Below are 16,748 nucleotides of genomic sequence, written 5' to 3'. Positions count from 1 at the left end.
CATGAATAAGTTTTTTAACTTGCTTCCTGATTGGCAAGTTCGTCAAGGATTTTGAACAGATCAAAGTTTGTTGATCTCTCTGCGCCATATAAAAAAGCGATCAATTGCAATGCACCACTGCCTTTGGCAGAGAAGCGCCCGTCCTGCAATGCATTGATGGTGTATTGAATCATATTCGAACAGTTCCTGCCTTCCTCAAAATAATCTTTAACCTTGGTTGTCAGCAGTTTCTGGTCATCTTTGGGTAACTCACGCACTAAATCTTTTGGGCTGCGCTTGTCTTTCTTGATCAGATGATAGATCGAATCGAGCAGGGTAATCTGTGCACTTTTTTGGTTTGGCTTTTGCTGATCGGCCATGGCATCGTTTTTTTCTTCAGCCTGTTGTGTTTGTTCATCCGAATCGATGGCGCCTTTTTGTTTTTTCTGCTCCAGGAATTTTCCGAAGTGTTTCACGTCCAGCCGGGATATTTCCTCCGGTGCACTTATGTTTATCCAGTTGATGACTTCCTCTTTGCTGACCTTGTAGTATCTGGTCAAATCATAGATGGCTGTCACATCGGTGCAACGACCTGACCGGTAGACTTCATCGATAGGATCAGGCAAATCGAGCAATGCTGCATGTGTGGTGATATACGGATTGGTTTTACCAAGCTGCCTTGCAATATCAGACTTGGTCTTACCGGCAGCCAGTTGTCGTCCGATAAAATCGGCAATTTCTCTTGATGTCAGATTATCCCGCTGCAGATTCTCAATGACCTGATCTGCTTCGCTGTAATCGGTATCGATAAATGCCGGTATGGTTTTCAATCCGGCATTGATACTGGCCCGATAGCGTCGGGCGCCATGATTGATAATATAGGTACCCGGTTTATCCGGATTGGGACGCACCGATATCGGTGATTTCACGCCGCGTAATTTTACGGTTTCCGTCAATTCGCGCAGTGTATCCTGATTAAACTCCTTTCTCGGTTGATGAATGTCTTCAATAATCAGATTAACATCGATTTCAGTTGCGCCTGTTGGTATCGTTGGTTGTGCTGGGTCTGCTGTTAGTATAGTTTTTTTAGGAGCCCCTCTTTTCTTGTCTGACATAAGATATCTGCTTATATTTTTAGTTGTATTTTTATTATGCTGCGAATGCTTTTGATGCACATTTAATCCCTTTGGCAAGACAGTAAATACCATTGGAATCATGTACGATTGAAAATGCATCAGTCAATCATTACTGACTGCATTTCTTGTATAACGAAATTATATCGTAGAACATTGCCATTCCCTCCCTGATAGCATTGTTTGAAAATTCTATATTCCTGCTTAACTTGTTCTCTTTATTTTCTGGCTGCTTTTTTTATGCTCTTCTTTTGGTGTTTGCTGGTTTAAAATAGCAGCATTAAAGCCTTAAAACAATGACAAATGCACTTTAAGCGGCTTAAACCACAAAAATAGCGCGGTTATTATATGTATAACTTGACTCTGATCACAAATATTTTACGTATCCTCGATGAAAAAGGCATGACCAAGTCGGAATTGGCCAAGAAAGCAGGCGTATCGATTGCCTTCTTCACCGACCTGACCAATGACAAAGCCAATCCCTCGCTCAGAATCATCGAAGCGATTGCCGAAGCACTAGAAACCCCGCTGCCGATGCTGCTCGACAGTTCCGATATGGAGCTTGCCGATCTTGAAGTGCTCGCCAAACGCAAACCCGGCAAATTACCAAAAGGCTTTGTCTGGAAAGGCGGCGTGTTGAGTGAATATGAGGCGTATCAGGTTGATCAGTGGGATAAAAAGAATCGTGCGCTTCTGACCAAAGAAGCCAAAAAGAGCAGGGCAGATTCAAAATCAAAGCAATAATTAGAATAAAAAATAAAGTCCAAAAATAAAAATCAGGAAATAACAAAAAATTTAAAAAAGTCTTGCGCAAATTTTAATTTCGTTATATTGTTATATTCAATCTGTACCGTATGGTGTGAATATGACAATGCAAAACACATCAGCATCACCGTTACCCGATCCTCAAACTGCACCAACGTCGACTATGTCAGCGATGTCGGTCAAGGAACGCGCCAAACGCAAGCTTGAACGCGACGCCCGCGATATAGTATTCGCCTTGCAAGACCCGGATACGGTGGAAATCATGGTCAATGCCGACGGTCGTATCTGGCAGGAGAAACTCGGTCAAAAGATCACCTGTATCGGCAACCTACAAGCTGCACAAGCTGAAGCGGTTATCAAAACGGTTGCCGGATATCACGGTAAGGAAGTCACCCGGTTTAATCCAATCATCGAAGGCGAATTTCCACTCGACAATTCCCGTTTTGCCGGTCAATTGCCACCGGTCGTTACCTCCCCGACTTTCGCTATCCGTAAAAAAGCGGTTGCCATTTTTACACTGGATCAATATGTCGAAAACGGCGTGCTATCCCCCAGACACTGCAATGTCATCAAACAAGCTGTTCACGAACATCGCAATATTCTGGTGATTGGCGGTACGGGTTCAGGCAAGACAACACTGATCAACGCGATCATTTTTGAGATGGTACTCAACGATCCAGATGAGCGTATTTTTATTCTGGAAGACACTGGCGAGATTCAATGCGCCGCTCAGAATTTTGTGCAGTATCACACCACCCTCGATGTTGATATGACGCAGTTGCTCAAAACAACGCTGCGCATGCGTCCCGACCGCATACTCGTTGGTGAAGTCAGAGGCGCTGAAGCGCTTGATCTGCTCGATGCCTGGAACACCGGCCATGAAGGTGGTGCCGCCACGTTGCATGCGAATGATGCACTGTCCGGACTGACACGTCTGGAATCGCTCATATCACGCAATAACCACGCACCGGCTGAAATCAAACCGCTGATCGCTGAAGCGGTGGATGTAGTGATCCATATCGCACGTACCAAACATGGCAGGCAGGTGCACGAAATACTCGAAGTCTACGGTTTTAAACGCGGCAATTACCAGACCTGGCGATTGTAATACTGTTTGAGGAGTCGATTATGAAGCTGAATCAGAACAACCATAACATCTTTTTGTTTTACACACTGTTGACTCTCATGTTTCTGGGTTTGCTTCTGTTTGCAAACAATGCCCTGGCAGCGGTTGGCGCCGGTGGCGCATTGCCGTATGAATCCTGGCTGGTAAATCTGCGCAATTCCGTAACCGGCCCGGTTGCATTTACCCTATCCATTGTCGGCATTGTTGTTGCCGGTGGCATTTTAATCTTTGGCGGTGAATTAAACGCATTCTTCCGCACACTGATTTTTATCGTACTGGTAATGGCGTTATTGGTGGGTGCCAACAATATCATGACCAATCTGTTCCAGGGAGCGGTGATTCCAGTTGATGCTATAACAGAAATGAGCACGACCAACGAACCGGAAACAGCGCCAGAAACAAAGCAGCAAACAAACTAAACAGCAAAGCAGCTCATAAGTGTAGCAATAAAAGTCGCCTGAACTTTATCAGGCAGTGATGAATTCCTGTATCCAGGAGGCATGACATGGCGTTACGAACCATACCGATCAGACAATCGGGCAACCGTCCAAATCTGTTCATGGGCGGTGACCGGGAACTGGTGATGTTCTCGATCCTGATTGCAGCCACATCCATCTTTGCAGCAATGGAAATCAAGACCACGTTATTCGGCATTGCATTGTGGATCTTCGCGTTGTTTGCACTTCGTCTGATGGCCAAACACGATCCGCAATTACGGCATGTGTATCTGCGCCAGCTGCGCTACAAAAAATATTATCCGGCCAGAAGTACGCCGTTTACCATCAATCCGCCGCATATGGAAAAGCAGTTCCAATGATTACCGCGATAACCATACTGATTGCTGTACTGGGTGCGTTACTGCTGTTGATGCTGTTTATGCGCATCCGTAAAACGGAACAGGCATTTAAACTTGACCGATATCGATCCAAAGATACCGGCTTTGCCGATCTGCTCGTGTATGCTGCCGTTGTTGAAGACGGCATCATCGTCGGCAAGAATGGCGCATTGATGGCGGCCTGGCAATTCTGTGGTGCTGATACCGCGAGCAGCACGGATGTGGAGCGCGAACAGGTGTCATTACACATCAATCAGGCGTTATCACGTTTGGGTAACGGTTGGATGATCCATGTGGATGCTATTCGTAAACCCGCACTCGGGTATTCGGACAAAGGATTGTCAAATTATCCCGATCCGGTAACGGCAGCAATTGACCAGGAACGCCGCGAATTGTTTGAACGTATCGGTGAGTTGTATGAAAGCTGTTTTGTCGTCACATTGACATTCCTGCCACCGATGCTCGCACAGCGCAAGTTTGTCGAACTCATGTTTGATGACGATACTGCGGACTTAAATCAGAAAGCGCGCACCAACAGTCTGCTGCAATACTTCGAGCGCGAATGCGCCAACCTTGAATCACGTTTGTCGTCCACGTTTGAATTGACACGCTTAAAAAGCAGACAACAGGACAACGAAGATAGTACGACCACTACACTTGATGATTTCCTGTCGTGGCTGCAACTGTGCATTACCGGCAATGATCAACCGATGGCACTACCTTCCAATCCGATGTATCTCGATACCATCCTGGGTGGACAGGAAATGTGGGGCGGTGTTGTACCCAAAGTCGGTCGTAACTTTATTCAGACGGTATCGATTGAAGGGTTTCCGCTGGAATCAACGCCCGGTATGCTCAATATCCTCTCAGAACTACCCGGTGTTTACCGCTGGTCGTCACGCTACATTTTTATGGATACGCATGAGGCGGTTGCACACCTGGATCAATACCGCAAGAAATGGAAACAAAAGATACGCGGTTTCGATCAGGTCTTCAATTTGCAAAGCAGTCATGTCGATGAAGATGCACTCAATATGACCGCACTGAAGATGCGCAATCGGCGATAGCGGAGACCAACAGTGGTTTTGTGGCGCAGGTTACTATACCAGTGTCGTGGTTTTTAATGATGGAAGACCGCGTAGCATTGGAAGATGCCGCAATTTCCCCAAGGTGGAAAAAGCCATCAACCATTTAGGCTTTGCCGCAAGGATTTGAAACCATCAATACACCACATGGAAGCGTATCTCGGCAGTCTACCTGGGCATGGCGTTGCGAATGCGCCGCTCCATGGATCAATACGATGAATCTCGCCGATCTGTTACCGGTCAATACTATCTGGACAGGAAAATCCCAGGTGCCGTGTCCGATGTATCCACCGAATTCGCCACCATTGATGCATTGTGTTACACAGGGTGCTACCCCATTCAGGCTGAACCTGCATGTACGCGATCTAGGCCACACGTTCATGTTCGGCCCGACCGGTGCGGTAAGTCTACGCACCTGGCACTCGTAGCAGCACAACTTCGCTACAAAAACATGTCGGTTTATTGCTTTGATAAGGGACCGTCGATGTATCCGCGCTAACTGTGCCGCTGGCGGACAGCATTTCACTGTCGCCGGTGACGATGAAGCACTCGCGTTTTGTCCGCTGCAGTTTCTCGACCCAAGGGAGATCGCGCCTGGGCGTTGGAATGCGGATTTGCACCATGGTGGAATTAAACGTGGTATTACCGTGTCACCGCAACAGCGTAACGAAATCGTCCGCAAATTACGAACATGATCAGAGCGGTTCTCACATTACTTGTCGGACTTTCTGGTGACGATCCATGGGGATGAAGCCATACGCGAAGCACTTAAGCAATACACGATTGACGGCATGATGAGCCATTTGCTCGATGCCGAGGAAGACGGAGACTGCATTTATCCAGTTTCACGCTTGAGATCGAGGAACTCATGAACCTCGGTGAGAAATATGCACTGCCGACATTGCTGGGATTCGTTTCGCAGCAGAATTGAGCGAAGTCTACACGGTCAGCCTGCCGCCATTCTGCTTGATGAAGCGTGGCTTATGCCTTCTCGGTCACCCGGTATTTCGCGCTAAAATCCAGGAATGGGCTCTCAAGGTGATGTGCGCAAGAACAATTGCCTGGTATTGATGGCAACACAGAAGTTTATTATCGGATGCCGCCAACAGCGGCATACTCGATGTCATTGTCGTGAACTGACTGCCACCAAAATCTTCCTGCCCAACGTATTCGCACGCGATGAAGAAGCCGCAGCACTGTACCGGCGCATGGGATTGAATACCCGCCAGATTGACTCTGGCGACCGCCGTACCCAAACAGCATTACTACACCGTATCGGAAAACGGCAGGCGCTTTGTACGAACTGCACTGGCCCACTGGCACTCGCATTTGTCGGTTCGACCGGAAGGAATCGGGATTGCCACGATTAGAAACCTTGCGCCAAATACGGTGATGGCTGGGTGAATCAAAGTGGCTGGCAATGAAAGGACTCAAACTATCGGATTATGGAGTGGCTTACGAGTACCATCAGTGATTTAACCGAAAAAATCAAAAACGCCGTTTCGGTCTGACCGGTAAATCTGGAGAACCGATGCCCAAGGACGATGAATACATCATCCTTTCCATCGAAGGCGACGCCGTACAGGTGAATCGGAGAATCCGTATTCTCTGCCCGGCGCACCTGGAACGATCATATGCGCTCTGTCCAGTCATCACGCAACATGGCAGGTGCTCGCCATTCTGTGTTTGATGATTGCGCTGGCCGGTGTTGGTGGCATGATTTATATCGGCAGCCAATCCGTTCATCCCGCATGTTGTGCAGGTCAACAAACTCGGTGAAGCGAGGGTGTCGCGTGCTGATGTCGCAGCGGTTGCCGATCAACGTGTCGTGCATGCCTCAATTTGCATCATTTATTAACGATGTCAGAACGGTCACACCGGATATCGCATTGCAGCGTAAAGCCATCTTCAGGGCATATGCGATGCTCAAACCAACGATCCGCAATGGCCAAAGCCAATGAATGGTTTAACGGCAACTGAATCCAGCAGTCCATTCAAACGGGCTGAAACACAAACGGTGAGTGTTGAAATCATCTCCGTGATTCCACAGTCACCTGAAACCTGGCAGGTGGATTGGTTTCGAGAAAGTCTATGACCGGCAAGGACATCAACTGGAAGCACCATTCAAAATGCGTGCATTGTTACGAGTCTATCACCGCCACCGACACAAAAAGTACCACCGAAGAACAAATCCGCAACAACCTGCTGGCATTTACATCCAGGATTTCTCCCTGGTCACGGCAATCAATGAGGTTCAATCATAAAAAACGTATATTCACTTTAGCCACCATTTTTTTACCATTACAGGTGTTACTCTCCGTTTTCCGCCAGCAACCTGACAGAAGCCTATTTCAGCGGCAAGAATCCGCAATTGACTCAGCAGGAACGCGAAGCCATCGCAATGGCGAAGAAGTGGCAAGCGAACAGCGCACAGGGTATCAAACCGGTTGCAGGTACTGACGGTTCAATCCGTTTCCTGTCTGGTGCGCAACAACCGAGTATTGTCTGTGCGGTACTGCAGGTGTGCGATATTGAAATTACACCAAGAACAGGTAACAATTCATCCATTCAAGGATCAGGCAAGATGGCTCATTGAACCTGCCATTACCGGGCGCCAATGAAGTGCAGCATTTGATCGTCAAGCTGATGGATGTGGGCTGGAAACATCACTCGTTGTGACGACTAACCGCAGAACCTGCACATATACGGTTACGTCACACCGGCGTGAATTCATGCCCAGAGTCGGTTTCCATTTATCCTGAAGATGCGCTTGCCAAATGGGATGCGATAAAGTCGCAGGAAACCGCGCGCTGGAAATCCGCAATCGCGCGTAATACCTGAAACAGGAGAATACCGGCAATCTCGATTTTGTATATTCGGTTTCCGGCAAGCCGTCTGGAAACCGGTGCGCGTGTATAACGATGGTCAGAAAACCATTATCCAGATGCCCAAAGTCATGGCAATGAAGCACCGACGTTATTACTGTTAAACCGCGAAGCCGCGGCCTGTTCAAAAAGGATGATACCGTCATGATCAATTACCGCCTGCAGGGTGATCAGTTATATCGTCGATGCAGTATTTGACAAGGCAATCCTGGTGGCCGGTGTCGGCAGCAATCAAACCGCATCACGATTACACGGGGGAATTGATCATGTCACTCACGATGCCAAACTTTTAAAACCAATTGCTGCTTTATCAATAAACCTGTTCTGATTTTTGCAGTTATTTTACTGCCGCTGGGCGGTTGTGCAATGAATCAACCCCATGGCAGTTTTATCCAGAATCCGCCACCGGCATTCGATCAGGTACAGCAAAGTCATGGCTGACGATGTGGCGGCAGATCAAATTCGACGGCTTTATCCTGCAGCATCAACACAGTTTAATTTACGCCATAACGCCAACGATCCATTTGGCCAGGCGTTGGATTGACAAGTTGGGTGCAGTGATGGGTTTGCTGTTCTCGAAAACGTCAGCCCGGCAAATTCCTTTACTATAATCCAATCACCAGAAAAACACCGAGAATAGTAACAATGTTCCAGTCCGTGAGGAAAGTGCCCAGAATCACGGCCTGACACTCGGTTACATCATCGATCAATCGGATGATTTATATCATGTCAGCATCCTGATTGAAGATCAGCGGCTGACACGCGCGCATTTATTGTCCAGTCCGGACAGATCAAACCTGCTGGTTTGTGGGTGCGCAGGCAACTGGAGGATTGAAGATGGCCACGGATAAGCTGTTATCGCCGGATACATCGCCCATTGTTTTAAAACTGTTGGCGTGCGCCGCGTCAACAATCTGCCGCTGTATATCTTTGGCGCCATCATGCTGATTTTTATGTTGCTCATGGGCATTGTGGCGATGAATCGCGCAACCGACCGGAATAACTTATCCGGTGCATGAGCATGATCATGACGCTGATCCGAGCAGTAACTTTGCGAACCTCATTGCCAAGGATTATCTAGGTGGAATCATTGAACCGTTGCAACCCGAGGTCAGTGATGAACCGCAGACAATTTCACTGCTTGATGGAATTATCATCGAGCGGCCGTCGATCGATTTTGCCGCCCGCGCCACCACCACTGGATCATTCCAATACTTCGCACGATGCCGAACTTGAACATATCCGTCTGCTCAAACGCCAACAGCTTGAAGAAGCGATCAAAGCCAAAACCAGCGTCAATGTAATTGCACCCAAAGTACAGCTTGCACCGCCAATACACCGCCAGGCACCAGTACCGGTAGTTCACCTTCACGCGAGTGAGCACGCCCTTCGGTAGATGCACAGAAACACGCCAGCAAATCGATGCGAATCTGCGTGAAGATCCAACTGCTGGCATCAGCGCACGCCTTACGCATCTACGGCAAGGACAAGGCGGTCTGGGAACCGGCGCTGGCATTGGTGATGACTATGACGACGATACAGCACCGATGCTGTTGGACGATCCGGTAACCAGCAATGCGAATGACTACTCGCGTTTTGATTCAGCCAATGGTGATGAACGTTAAAACTGGACAGCGACGTTAAAACCGCAATCGCCTTATATCCTGCAAACTGGCTTTAGGATGCCGGCAACGCTGATATCCGGTATCACCCTGAATTGCCCGGACAGATCATGGCGCAGGTCAGTCAGCATATTTATGACTCGCCGGTTGGCAAATACCGTTTGATTCCGCAAGGTTCTCGCTTGGTCGGCACGTATTCCAGTGAAGTCGAGTTCGGTCAAGCCCGCGTACTTGTAGCCTGGCAGCGGATTATCTTTCCGGATGGCAAGACGATGGATATTGGTGCTATGCCGGGCGCCGACGGTATCGGTTATGCCGGGTTCAAGGATCAGGTGAACAATCATTATCTGCGTATCTTCGGTTCAGCGCTGATCATGTCTGCGATTGTCGCCGGTACAGCCTACAGTCAACGCGATTCAGGCGGTGCATTCGGACGGCAAAATGCAGGCAGCATCATGAGTCAGTCGCTCGGCCAGCAATTGGGACTGGTCACTGCCAATCTCATCCGCAAAAACATGAATATCTCACCAACGCTAGAAATCAGGCCGGGGTATCGGTTCAACATCATCGTGACCAAGGACATGGTGTTCAACAAACCTTACCAATCATTTGACTATGCAAGGAGTAATCACCCATGACAAACATCAGATGGCATTTCAATCCATTCACGTACTGGAGAAAGATAGCAGGAATCGCTTCAATTCTAATTGCAATGTTTAGCGCTAACGCCAATGCTGGCGGCATCCCCGTTATCGATGCAGCCAATATCCAGCAAACCACGGTTGCCGCGATTGAAAATGTATCGCAGACGTTAAAGCAGATACAACAGTATCAGACACAGTTGCAGCAATACGAAAACATGATCCGCAATACGCTAGCACCTCCGGCGTATCTCTGGGCGCAGGCGCAATATACGATGAACAAGCTCATGCATATGACCAATACCATCCGCTATTACGGCCAGCAATACGGCGGACTGGACGGTTACTTGCAACGATTCCGTAATGTGAATTACTACCGCAGTTCACCCTGTTTCAATCTGGATGGCAATTGCACCGAATCAGCTTGGAGTATATTAAAACAGGGACAGGATGCCAGTACCGATGCACAAAAGAGCGCGAATGATGCAGTACTGCGTGGCCTTGATCATCACTCGCAACAGATTCCGCTCGATGCCGCTCAATTGCAAATCCTGCAACAACGCACCCAAACCGCACAAGGGCAAATGGAGGCGTTGCAATATGCCAACCAGCTCGCCGCTCACCAGGCAAACCAACTATTGCAAATCCGCCATTTACTCATAGCGCAACACAATGCCATTAATGCCCAGAACCAGGCCGATGTCGACCAGAAAGCGATGTGGCAGGCCGCGCGGGAAGCAGCCACAAAACGATTGAGCCCGCAAACATTGCCACCCGGAAAAAAATGGTCAGTTAGGGATGCATATTAAATTCTGTTTAAAGGAGATCATCATGAGAACGAAACACCTGATTATTTTCATCGTATGTTTATTACCTTTGTTTCTATTACCGGCTTGTTCCAAGGATGGTGATGGGGTTATCGAAACAAAGGAGCCAAAAAAAGAATTAAGCGAATTACCAGAAAGAAAAAGTTGGTCTGTAATGGATATCGAAGAATTTGGTGAATAAACAGGTTAGCAATTGATTTGTAATTTAATTAGCTAAGAGGATAAGCAAATGCGAAAGATAAGTCTTATTAATTTTACAATCCTGATAATCCTGGCAGCATTTTCTGTCAATGCATTTGCTGAATTAGCATATGTTGATCCCGTAAGCAATCAAAGCGTACTGGATCAAGTAATTCAAAAATTTGGTAGCAAAGTTAAATCCTGGCAAAGCGTTATACAAGGTGCAGCAGAAAGACTGTTTTGGACATTGGTATTGATTTCAATGGTGTGGACATTCGGCATGATGCTGTTACGCAGGGCTGATATTGGTGAATTCTTTGCCGAATTCACACGGTTCATTATTTTTACCGGATTCTTTTTTTGGTTGTTGACCAACGCTGTTTCTGGCCACAACATCGCTGGAACCATCATCTATTCCATGGAAGATTTGGGAAAAAGTGCTGCCGGATTACCGGGAGGCGCCAGTCACACAAGTATTGTGGATATTGGTTTCTTAATTCTCGAAAGATCCATAAACAACATTACCATTTTACAACCCCTCGATAGCTTTCTTGGTTTTATCATGTCCCTGGCAATCATTGTTATTTTGGCAGTAATAGCAGTCAATATGTTACTGCTATTGGTTGCGTCGTGGGTATTACTTTATGCCGGTATATTTTTGTTAGGCTTTGGGGGCGCCAAATGGACAACAGATATTGCCATCAACTACTTTAAAACGGTTCTCGGTGTTGGCGTTCAACTATTTGTAATGCTGTTAATTGTTGGAATTGGTGGTGAGTTGCTGTCAAGCTTCTACACCAAGATGTCCACGAATATTCTGAATTATGAAGAACTCGCCGTCATGCTGGTTTTTACCATAGCGCTATGGGTACTGATTTCCAAACTTCCTCCGCTGATTTCAGGGATCGTCACCGGCAGCAGTATCGGTTCGACTGCCGGAATCGGCAGTTATAGCGCCGGTGGTCTGGTTGCGGCAGCGGGAACGACTGCGGCAATAACCGCTTATGGTGTATCCGCATTACGCAGAAACAGCCCCATCAAAGGTATAGAACCGCTGATGAATGCGGTTAAAGCCGGGCAGAATGCTGAGAACAGCGGCAATTACATTTCCAGAGGAGGCCGATAGATGAAAAAACTACTTGGATTTTTAATATTGATGTTTTTGTTTGTCACACCTGCCAAGGCAAAAGATTCCTGCAGCACCGTACTGTGCATGGCCGGAATGCTGCAGGGCTCCGGCGTGGTTTCAGGTTGTAAAGGTTTTGTTCAGGATTATTTCGATATCATCAAGTTTAACAGTCATGGCGGCATCAGCCTGAACAAGACTTTTAGCGCACGCGGCAAGTTTCTGGGCAAATGTACAACGGCTGGAAACTGGCCGCATATGGTTAACAACCAATATGGCAGACAACTGGGGTTTTAACATGTTCTTGAAGAAACCGGTTTTAATTGTTCTAATAGCAGTGCTGTTAGCTGGCTGCGCCAGCATGACAGATTCACAAAGAAGAACTGCACAGGGTACAGCGGCGGGCACCGGTATCGGTGCTGCCGCTGGCGCCATCATCGGCGTAATTGCCGGTGATCCTGCACTGGGTGCGGGTATTGGTGCAGGCGTTGGCACATTGGGCGGTTATGTCTGGTCGTCGCATATGGAAAAGCAGCGCCAGCAGATGGAACAGGTAACTGAAGGAACCGGTATTGAAGTCACCCAAACACCCGGTAATGAGCTTAAGATGAATGTGCCGGGAGATTTTTCGTTTGACACGGGACGAGCCGACATCAAACCGGAAATGCGCCCCGTCTTGAACAGTCTGGTCGCTGGAATGATGAGCAATTCTGCAGCTCAGGCCAGAATCATCGGCCATACCGACAGTACCGGCACCGATGCAATCAATAATCCGCTGTCGGTCAATCGTGCAGCCAGCACCCGTAATTACCTGGTAAACCAGGATATTGCAGCGAACCGCATTCACATTGATGGCCGTGGCTCGTATGAGCCGATTGCATCCAATGACACTATGGCTGGCCGTGCACAAAACCGGCGTGTGGAAATTTACATGTTTGAAGTATCCCAAGCACAAACACCGCAATCACAGTATCCACAGCAACACCCGGTGAATTATCCACCACAACCCAGATATTACTGAAATGGTTGATTTGCCGCCAGATATGCAAGAACGAGTCGTCTGTTCCATTATTGCTGCGGTGAAATATGAAATTCCGGCCAACATTTTATTGGCCATCGCGGAAAAAGAAGGTGGAAAACCCGGTCAATGGGTAGAAAACAACAATGGCTCGCACGATGTTGGCACGATGCAATTTAATACGACGTACCTTCGGGATTTATCCAAATACGGCATTACTGCTGATCATGTTGCACAGACCGGATGTTATGCCTACGACCTGGCCGCTTGGCGTATTCGTCAGCACATCAAGTATGATAGAGGTGATATCTGGACGAAGGCAGCAAATTATCATTCAAGAATGCCGAAATATAATGCACGATATCGCTCCGACCTAATTGCTAAGGCGGCTAAATGGGCGCATTGACTTGAAGAACATTCTTTATGAAGATATCAAAAACACCTTGATTAGCAACATTCAGAAGAATATTGTATGGGAAGCTTATTTCATAGACAGTTAAATGCTGCAGCTGAACCACGAGACGTAGATTTTCACCGCTAATTACTGCATAATGTTGCACTAACGAATTTGATGTCGATTGATCAACCTCGAAAAAGTGCCTACAAAAATTTCCAGTAAAGTGAAATATGTTTGAATATGATAGTCTCATCTAGTTTCATCCTTGCGGCCCTTCCAGGGAGATATTTCGATTGATATTGCCGTTCTATTTGCACCTCCTCTGTTTTGATTCAATGAGATAAAATGTGCCGTTAACCATAATGATATGATGGAATATTAATTTGATCAATTCACAGCTATTTCTAGTTCAGCATACTTGGGCACAGAAATCAGAAAATCAGGATGAGCAAGATGGTTTTTCTTTTGAGAATTTCCACAACTTGCCCGCTTATGAGTTCATTGGCTGTCCTGATTCTGGTAAAACGCCAGCATTTAAACAATAGACGCAAGAAACTAGGACCTAGCATGTAGCATCACGTAATTTCATTACTTTCAATCAAGAAGAACATAAAAAATAAAATTTTGTTTATTGATGCGTAGGATTAAATACGCGCTAATAGTGCGAATGATAACGGACCGCTTGAGACTGGCTTGGCGAGAGCAAGTGACCAAGCATCAGAAGGGGATGTTCAACCTCAGCCAAGCCATGTAACCCTGGAAACGATTCGTTGCGTACATTTCATTTTGCCACTGTGCAATTAATATCGTTCCGGTCGGACTGTTGTAGATCACACTGGGGCCGATCGCAAGCACTTCACCTTTGCGCCCCGAGGACCAAGAACCGAGTGCTGGCGAAATTATCTGTCCACCGAGTTTGTCGTTGGTTGTCTGTTTTAGGTAGTAGCCCGAAAGCCCAATGCCCCACAAACCAAAACGCTTTCCGGCAAGAAAATCAATATGGAGTTCGTCACCGGATGCGTAGTCCATTTCCGGTTCGCCGATGGCCGTACGAAATTCCTTATTCGTACTCTTGATGTTATACATAAACTTACTAGATATCTCCCACCCATTTTCGGAGAGCCAGGTTACTGCAAAGAGTGGTTCGATACTCCAGTAGTTGGTGCCGATGCTCTTCTGCGGACTACCGGCTTTATACTTGCCGGTAGGTATGCGAATATCCAATGCTGCCACCCAGTGCCAGTTACTCAAATGCCAGGAGAAACCGACCGGACTGATAGTTATATCACCTAGTCCAGCAACTGAGGTACAGTCTCCGCAATTCATACTTTGATGCACTATTGGTATGACAATATGCGCACCGTAATTACCCCCCAGAATACGCGTATCGGTGATGCGAATAAAGCGAAATGCATTGAACCAAGCACTGAGTGTTGCTTCTGATACCTTATTGCCGTCGCCATTACGCAAGGAACCGCTGTAGTGACCGGAATAGTTAAGGAAGTAGTTACCCACAGGTGGCGCCGCACCCGCTAGCCAGTTCTCGGCACCGTTCGGATACTGGTCAGCACCTTCCTTGGCTACTGTATCTCTAACAGCTAAACTCAATAGAATCAAGGCAAGACCTAATAGCTTGATCCCCATGTTTCCTTTTTGATGCTTCCCTTGTTTTTCTTCATGATGATTTTCACATAAATTTCAGAGTGGAATTATCTACTGCTTCCTATGTAGAATAAATACTCCCTTTCGGATAACATTGCTCCATCAATGGAGCATTAACTATGGAATTTCTGAATGACATGGCCCTGTTTGTGGAAGTTGTTAAGGCCAAGAGCTTTCGCGGTGCTGCAGATATTATCGGAATGCCGAATTCAACCCTGTCGCGGCGAATCAGTATGCTGGAAAAGGCAATTGGGTTGCGCCTTTTGCACCGTACAACACGCAAGATTGAGTTAACCGAGGCTGGCCAGATTTACTATGAGCGTTGTAAGCGTATAGTCAATGAAGCCAAACTCGCGCATGAACAACTTGGTGAAATGCTCGCACAGCCCAGCGGCGTGCTACGCGCTTCGCTGCCTGTAGACTTTGCGGTGACCTACATGGCACCTTTGATCACCGAATTTGCAAAACTCTATCCGAGTATCGTCTTTGACTTCGATCTTACGTCACGGTGGGTCGATCTAGTAAGTGAGCCTTTCGATGTTGCAATCCGCATGGGAGAGCCAGAAAATTCGCAATTGATCGCGCGCCCACTAGCGGCGCTTCCTGCGTATCTTTACGCTTCACCTCGTTATCTTGACCGCTCTGGAGATCCTGTCAAGCCAGCCGATCTGGCGCATCATGAGTGTCTGAGCATCATGAAAGCCAATACGTGGACACTTCACGATGGAGTGAACACTACCAAAATTTCTATTAATAGTCGTTTCAAGCTCAACAGTATCGGTATGATTTGCCGCTTGGCAACTCTTGATATGGGCATCATCATGATGCTGGAAAAAATTGTCGCTGACGATCTCGCCAATGGACGATTGCAACGCGTACTCCCCCAATGGCATGGAACTCCGGTATCCGTTTATGCCGTTACGGAAACCCGGTTACTGCCTGCAAAAACACAGCACTTCATTAAGTTCTTACGGGAGCGCCTGGGCAAGGTGTAACAGAATGCCGAAATTTCCTCTTAGAGCCTGTTCTAGATTCAATCAATGGGTACAGTGCAAGGCAAAATTGGACGAAAAGGCGGAGCATTCTTGAAATATGTGAGTATTCTGAATTCTGTCAATCAACATGCAAAAATCCCACATGGGGATTGCTCCATTAATGGATCAATGTTATCTAGAAAACGGTATTTATTCTATATAGGAAGCAGTAGATAATTCCACTCTGAAAATTTTGTGGAAATTATCGTGAAGAAAAACAAAGGAAGTGTGAATATCAAGTTGTTCGACTTTATGTTCGCCTTGTCGGAGCCTGCTATTTATCCAACTGGCACACAATTGAACTGAACATACACATGTATCGCTGATCAGGCGCCCTTTTTGCAGGAGATTCAATACTTGCGTGAGACCTCGTTCGTTGTATCCCCCCGTCCGCCCCTTGAACAATCAGATAATTGATTTTCGGGCAGACACC

The 16,748-nt window shown here is 47.2% G+C and carries 28 protein-coding genes and 1 pseudogene; 25 read left to right on the top strand and 4 right to left on the bottom strand.

Going from position 1 to position 16,748, the window contains the following annotated elements:
- Window positions 1-14 precede the first annotated feature (14 nt).
- Window positions 15-1,094, bottom strand: coding sequence for a ParB/RepB/Spo0J family partition protein (locus MRK00_00225; GenBank protein ID MDR4515820.1), 1,080 nt, complete (start codon window positions 1,092-1,094; stop codon window positions 15-17).
- Between the two features lie 366 nt (window positions 1,095-1,460).
- On the opposite strand from MRK00_00225, the gene MRK00_00220 reads away from it, so the two are divergent.
- The 13 genes and pseudogenes from MRK00_00220 (at window position 1,461) to MRK00_00160 (ending at window position 7,519) form a co-directional block, all read left to right on the top strand.
- The gene (locus tag MRK00_00220; GenBank protein ID MDR4515819.1) at window positions 1,461-1,856 is read left to right on the top strand and encodes a helix-turn-helix domain-containing protein; all 396 of its coding nucleotides are present in this window, start codon (window positions 1,461-1,463) and stop codon (window positions 1,854-1,856) included.
- Window positions 1,857-1,983: 127 nt separating this feature from the next.
- Entirely contained in the window at window positions 1,984-2,985 is a 1,002-nt protein-coding gene (gene trbB, locus MRK00_00215; GenBank protein MDR4515818.1) for a P-type conjugative transfer ATPase TrbB, read from the top strand.
- A 101-nt stretch (window positions 2,986-3,086) separates the two neighbouring features.
- Window positions 3,087-3,320: pseudogene (locus MRK00_00210) on the top strand (TrbC/VirB2 family protein).
- 188 nt (window positions 3,321-3,508) lie between these two features.
- A complete protein-coding gene (locus tag MRK00_00205) occupies window positions 3,509-3,820 on the top strand; it encodes a conjugal transfer protein TrbD (GenBank protein ID MDR4515817.1) in 312 nt (103 codons plus the stop codon).
- Complete coding sequence (locus tag MRK00_00200) at window positions 3,817-4,905, top strand: hypothetical protein (GenBank protein ID MDR4515816.1); 1,089 nt, start codon at window positions 3,817-3,819, stop codon at window positions 4,903-4,905. The genes MRK00_00205 and MRK00_00200 overlap by 4 nt, the downstream gene beginning before the upstream one ends.
- An 84-nt stretch (window positions 4,906-4,989) precedes the next feature.
- Window positions 4,990-5,142 carry a hypothetical protein gene (locus MRK00_00195; protein ID MDR4515815.1) on the top strand — a complete coding sequence of 51 codons (153 nt, stop codon included), beginning with the start codon at window positions 4,990-4,992 and terminating at the stop codon, window positions 5,140-5,142.
- A complete protein-coding gene (locus tag MRK00_00190) occupies window positions 5,139-5,351 on the top strand; it encodes a hypothetical protein (protein ID MDR4515814.1) in 213 nt (70 codons plus the stop codon). The genes MRK00_00195 and MRK00_00190 overlap by 4 nt, the downstream gene beginning before the upstream one ends.
- Before the next feature lie 39 nt (window positions 5,352-5,390).
- Complete coding sequence (locus MRK00_00185; GenBank protein MDR4515813.1) at window positions 5,391-5,618, top strand: hypothetical protein; 228 nt, start codon at window positions 5,391-5,393, stop codon at window positions 5,616-5,618.
- A 36-nt stretch (window positions 5,619-5,654) separates the two neighbouring features.
- The gene (locus tag MRK00_00180) at window positions 5,655-5,795 is read left to right on the top strand and encodes a hypothetical protein (protein MDR4515812.1); all 141 of its coding nucleotides are present in this window, start codon (window positions 5,655-5,657) and stop codon (window positions 5,793-5,795) included.
- A 153-nt stretch (window positions 5,796-5,948) separates the two neighbouring features.
- Window positions 5,949-6,293 (top strand): hypothetical protein, encoded by a 345-nt coding sequence (locus MRK00_00175; GenBank protein MDR4515811.1) that lies wholly within the window; start codon window positions 5,949-5,951, stop codon window positions 6,291-6,293.
- Window positions 6,294-6,454: 161 nt separating this feature from the next.
- Window positions 6,455-6,613, top strand: a complete 159-nt coding sequence (locus MRK00_00170; GenBank protein MDR4515810.1) for a hypothetical protein — start codon at window positions 6,455-6,457, stop codon at window positions 6,611-6,613.
- A 267-nt stretch (window positions 6,614-6,880) separates the two neighbouring features.
- The gene (locus MRK00_00165) at window positions 6,881-7,018 is read left to right on the top strand and encodes a VirB8/TrbF family protein (GenBank protein MDR4515809.1); all 138 of its coding nucleotides are present in this window, start codon (window positions 6,881-6,883) and stop codon (window positions 7,016-7,018) included.
- Between the two features lie 276 nt (window positions 7,019-7,294).
- A complete protein-coding gene (locus tag MRK00_00160) occupies window positions 7,295-7,519 on the top strand; it encodes a hypothetical protein (GenBank protein ID MDR4515808.1) in 225 nt (74 codons plus the stop codon).
- A gap of 42 nt (window positions 7,520-7,561) precedes the next feature.
- On the opposite strand, the gene MRK00_00155 is transcribed toward MRK00_00160, so the two are convergent.
- The gene (locus tag MRK00_00155) at window positions 7,562-7,954 is read right to left on the bottom strand and encodes a hypothetical protein (protein ID MDR4515807.1); all 393 of its coding nucleotides are present in this window, start codon (window positions 7,952-7,954) and stop codon (window positions 7,562-7,564) included.
- Between the two features lie 20 nt (window positions 7,955-7,974).
- Here MRK00_00155 and MRK00_00150 point away from each other — a divergent pair, with 20 nt between their 5' ends.
- Both MRK00_00150 and MRK00_00145 read left to right on the top strand, forming a co-directional pair.
- Complete coding sequence (locus MRK00_00150; GenBank protein ID MDR4515806.1) at window positions 7,975-8,136, top strand: hypothetical protein; 162 nt, start codon at window positions 7,975-7,977, stop codon at window positions 8,134-8,136.
- A 51-nt stretch (window positions 8,137-8,187) separates the two neighbouring features.
- On the top strand, window positions 8,188-8,352 hold the full coding sequence (locus tag MRK00_00145) for a hypothetical protein (protein ID MDR4515805.1): 165 nt from the start codon (window positions 8,188-8,190) through the stop codon (window positions 8,350-8,352).
- Between the two features lie 204 nt (window positions 8,353-8,556).
- Here MRK00_00145 and MRK00_00140 read toward each other — a convergent pair whose 3' ends face one another.
- Window positions 8,557-8,772 (bottom strand): hypothetical protein, encoded by a 216-nt coding sequence (locus tag MRK00_00140; GenBank protein ID MDR4515804.1) that lies wholly within the window; start codon window positions 8,770-8,772, stop codon window positions 8,557-8,559.
- Window positions 8,773-8,925: 153 nt separating this feature from the next.
- Here MRK00_00140 and MRK00_00135 point away from each other — a divergent pair, with 153 nt between their 5' ends.
- The 9 genes from MRK00_00135 to MRK00_00095 all read left to right on the top strand — a co-directional run bounded on the left by MRK00_00135 (window position 8,926) and on the right by MRK00_00095 (window position 13,628).
- A complete protein-coding gene (locus tag MRK00_00135; protein MDR4515803.1) occupies window positions 8,926-9,204 on the top strand; it encodes a hypothetical protein in 279 nt (92 codons plus the stop codon).
- Window positions 9,185-9,433: a hypothetical protein gene (locus tag MRK00_00130; GenBank protein MDR4515802.1), complete on the top strand. Its 249-nt coding sequence runs from the start codon at window positions 9,185-9,187 to the stop codon at window positions 9,431-9,433. The genes MRK00_00135 and MRK00_00130 overlap by 20 nt, the downstream gene beginning before the upstream one ends.
- Window positions 9,434-9,540: 107 nt before the next feature.
- Window positions 9,541-10,068 (top strand): hypothetical protein, encoded by a 528-nt coding sequence (locus MRK00_00125; GenBank protein ID MDR4515801.1) that lies wholly within the window; start codon window positions 9,541-9,543, stop codon window positions 10,066-10,068.
- On the top strand, window positions 10,065-10,880 hold the full coding sequence (trbJ, locus tag MRK00_00120; GenBank protein ID MDR4515800.1) for a P-type conjugative transfer protein TrbJ: 816 nt from the start codon (window positions 10,065-10,067) through the stop codon (window positions 10,878-10,880). The genes MRK00_00125 and trbJ overlap by 4 nt, the downstream gene beginning before the upstream one ends.
- Window positions 10,881-10,902: 22 nt before the next feature.
- On the top strand, window positions 10,903-11,079 hold the full coding sequence (locus MRK00_00115) for a hypothetical protein (protein ID MDR4515799.1): 177 nt from the start codon (window positions 10,903-10,905) through the stop codon (window positions 11,077-11,079).
- A gap of 48 nt (window positions 11,080-11,127) precedes the next feature.
- Window positions 11,128-12,204, top strand: a complete 1,077-nt coding sequence (gene trbL, locus MRK00_00110) for a P-type conjugative transfer protein TrbL (GenBank protein MDR4515798.1) — start codon at window positions 11,128-11,130, stop codon at window positions 12,202-12,204.
- Complete coding sequence (locus tag MRK00_00105) at window positions 12,205-12,501, top strand: TrbM/KikA/MpfK family conjugal transfer protein (GenBank protein MDR4515797.1); 297 nt, start codon at window positions 12,205-12,207, stop codon at window positions 12,499-12,501.
- Window positions 12,479-13,225: an OmpA family protein gene (locus MRK00_00100; protein ID MDR4515796.1), complete on the top strand. Its 747-nt coding sequence runs from the start codon at window positions 12,479-12,481 to the stop codon at window positions 13,223-13,225. The genes MRK00_00105 and MRK00_00100 overlap by 23 nt, the downstream gene beginning before the upstream one ends.
- A 22-nt stretch (window positions 13,226-13,247) precedes the next feature.
- The gene (locus tag MRK00_00095; protein ID MDR4515795.1) at window positions 13,248-13,628 is read left to right on the top strand and encodes a transglycosylase SLT domain-containing protein; all 381 of its coding nucleotides are present in this window, start codon (window positions 13,248-13,250) and stop codon (window positions 13,626-13,628) included.
- Between the two features lie 708 nt (window positions 13,629-14,336).
- Here the strand turns inward: MRK00_00095 and MRK00_00090 are convergent.
- Window positions 14,337-15,263 (bottom strand): transporter, encoded by a 927-nt coding sequence (locus MRK00_00090; protein MDR4515794.1) that lies wholly within the window; start codon window positions 15,261-15,263, stop codon window positions 14,337-14,339.
- A 137-nt stretch (window positions 15,264-15,400) separates the two neighbouring features.
- Between MRK00_00090 and MRK00_00085 the strand changes: the two genes are divergently transcribed.
- Complete coding sequence (locus MRK00_00085; protein ID MDR4515793.1) at window positions 15,401-16,276, top strand: LysR family transcriptional regulator; 876 nt, start codon at window positions 15,401-15,403, stop codon at window positions 16,274-16,276.
- Window positions 16,277-16,748: the final 472 nt, after the last annotated feature.

The sequence above is a fragment of the Nitrosomonas sp. genome (assembly GCA_031316255.1).
In the GTDB taxonomy this organism is placed as follows: domain Bacteria; phylum Pseudomonadota; class Gammaproteobacteria; order Burkholderiales; family Nitrosomonadaceae; genus Nitrosomonas.
The sequence above is the reverse complement of the archived record's forward strand: the minus strand, read 5'-3'. Positions and strand labels throughout refer to the sequence as shown.

Bases quoted from the DNA above. Each gene is read 5' to 3' on its own strand.
- MRK00_00225 (MDR4515820.1), bottom strand. From the start codon at position 1,094: ATGTCAGACAAGAAAAGAGGGGCTCCTAAAAAAACTATACTAACAGCA.
- MRK00_00220 (MDR4515819.1), top strand. From the start codon at position 1,461: ATGTATAACTTGACTCTGATCACAAATATTTTACGTATCCTCGATGAA.
- trbB (MDR4515818.1), top strand. From the start codon at position 1,984: ATGCAAAACACATCAGCATCACCGTTACCCGATCCTCAAACTGCACCA.
- MRK00_00205 (MDR4515817.1), top strand. From the start codon at position 3,509: ATGGCGTTACGAACCATACCGATCAGACAATCGGGCAACCGTCCAAAT.
- MRK00_00200 (MDR4515816.1), top strand. From the start codon at position 3,817: ATGATTACCGCGATAACCATACTGATTGCTGTACTGGGTGCGTTACTG.
- MRK00_00195 (MDR4515815.1), top strand. From the start codon at position 4,990: ATGCCGCAATTTCCCCAAGGTGGAAAAAGCCATCAACCATTTAGGCTT.
- MRK00_00190 (MDR4515814.1), top strand. From the start codon at position 5,139: ATGAATCTCGCCGATCTGTTACCGGTCAATACTATCTGGACAGGAAAA.
- MRK00_00175 (MDR4515811.1), top strand. From the start codon at position 5,949: ATGGGCTCTCAAGGTGATGTGCGCAAGAACAATTGCCTGGTATTGATG.
- MRK00_00170 (MDR4515810.1), top strand. From the start codon at position 6,455: ATGCCCAAGGACGATGAATACATCATCCTTTCCATCGAAGGCGACGCC.
- MRK00_00165 (MDR4515809.1), top strand. From the start codon at position 6,881: ATGAATGGTTTAACGGCAACTGAATCCAGCAGTCCATTCAAACGGGCT.
- MRK00_00155 (MDR4515807.1), bottom strand. From the start codon at position 7,954: ATGACGGTATCATCCTTTTTGAACAGGCCGCGGCTTCGCGGTTTAACA.
- MRK00_00145 (MDR4515805.1), top strand. From the start codon at position 8,188: ATGGCAGTTTTATCCAGAATCCGCCACCGGCATTCGATCAGGTACAGC.
- MRK00_00140 (MDR4515804.1), bottom strand. From the start codon at position 8,772: ATGAGCAACATAAAAATCAGCATGATGGCGCCAAAGATATACAGCGGC.
- MRK00_00135 (MDR4515803.1), top strand. From the start codon at position 8,926: ATGAACCGCAGACAATTTCACTGCTTGATGGAATTATCATCGAGCGGC.
- MRK00_00125 (MDR4515801.1), top strand. From the start codon at position 9,541: ATGGCGCAGGTCAGTCAGCATATTTATGACTCGCCGGTTGGCAAATAC.
- trbJ (MDR4515800.1), top strand. From the start codon at position 10,065: ATGACAAACATCAGATGGCATTTCAATCCATTCACGTACTGGAGAAAG.
- MRK00_00115 (MDR4515799.1), top strand. From the start codon at position 10,903: ATGAGAACGAAACACCTGATTATTTTCATCGTATGTTTATTACCTTTG.
- trbL (MDR4515798.1), top strand. From the start codon at position 11,128: ATGCGAAAGATAAGTCTTATTAATTTTACAATCCTGATAATCCTGGCA.
- MRK00_00105 (MDR4515797.1), top strand. From the start codon at position 12,205: ATGAAAAAACTACTTGGATTTTTAATATTGATGTTTTTGTTTGTCACA.
- MRK00_00100 (MDR4515796.1), top strand. From the start codon at position 12,479: ATGGCAGACAACTGGGGTTTTAACATGTTCTTGAAGAAACCGGTTTTA.
- MRK00_00095 (MDR4515795.1), top strand. From the start codon at position 13,248: ATGCAAGAACGAGTCGTCTGTTCCATTATTGCTGCGGTGAAATATGAA.
- MRK00_00090 (MDR4515794.1), bottom strand. From the start codon at position 15,263: ATGGGGATCAAGCTATTAGGTCTTGCCTTGATTCTATTGAGTTTAGCT.
- MRK00_00085 (MDR4515793.1), top strand. From the start codon at position 15,401: ATGGAATTTCTGAATGACATGGCCCTGTTTGTGGAAGTTGTTAAGGCC.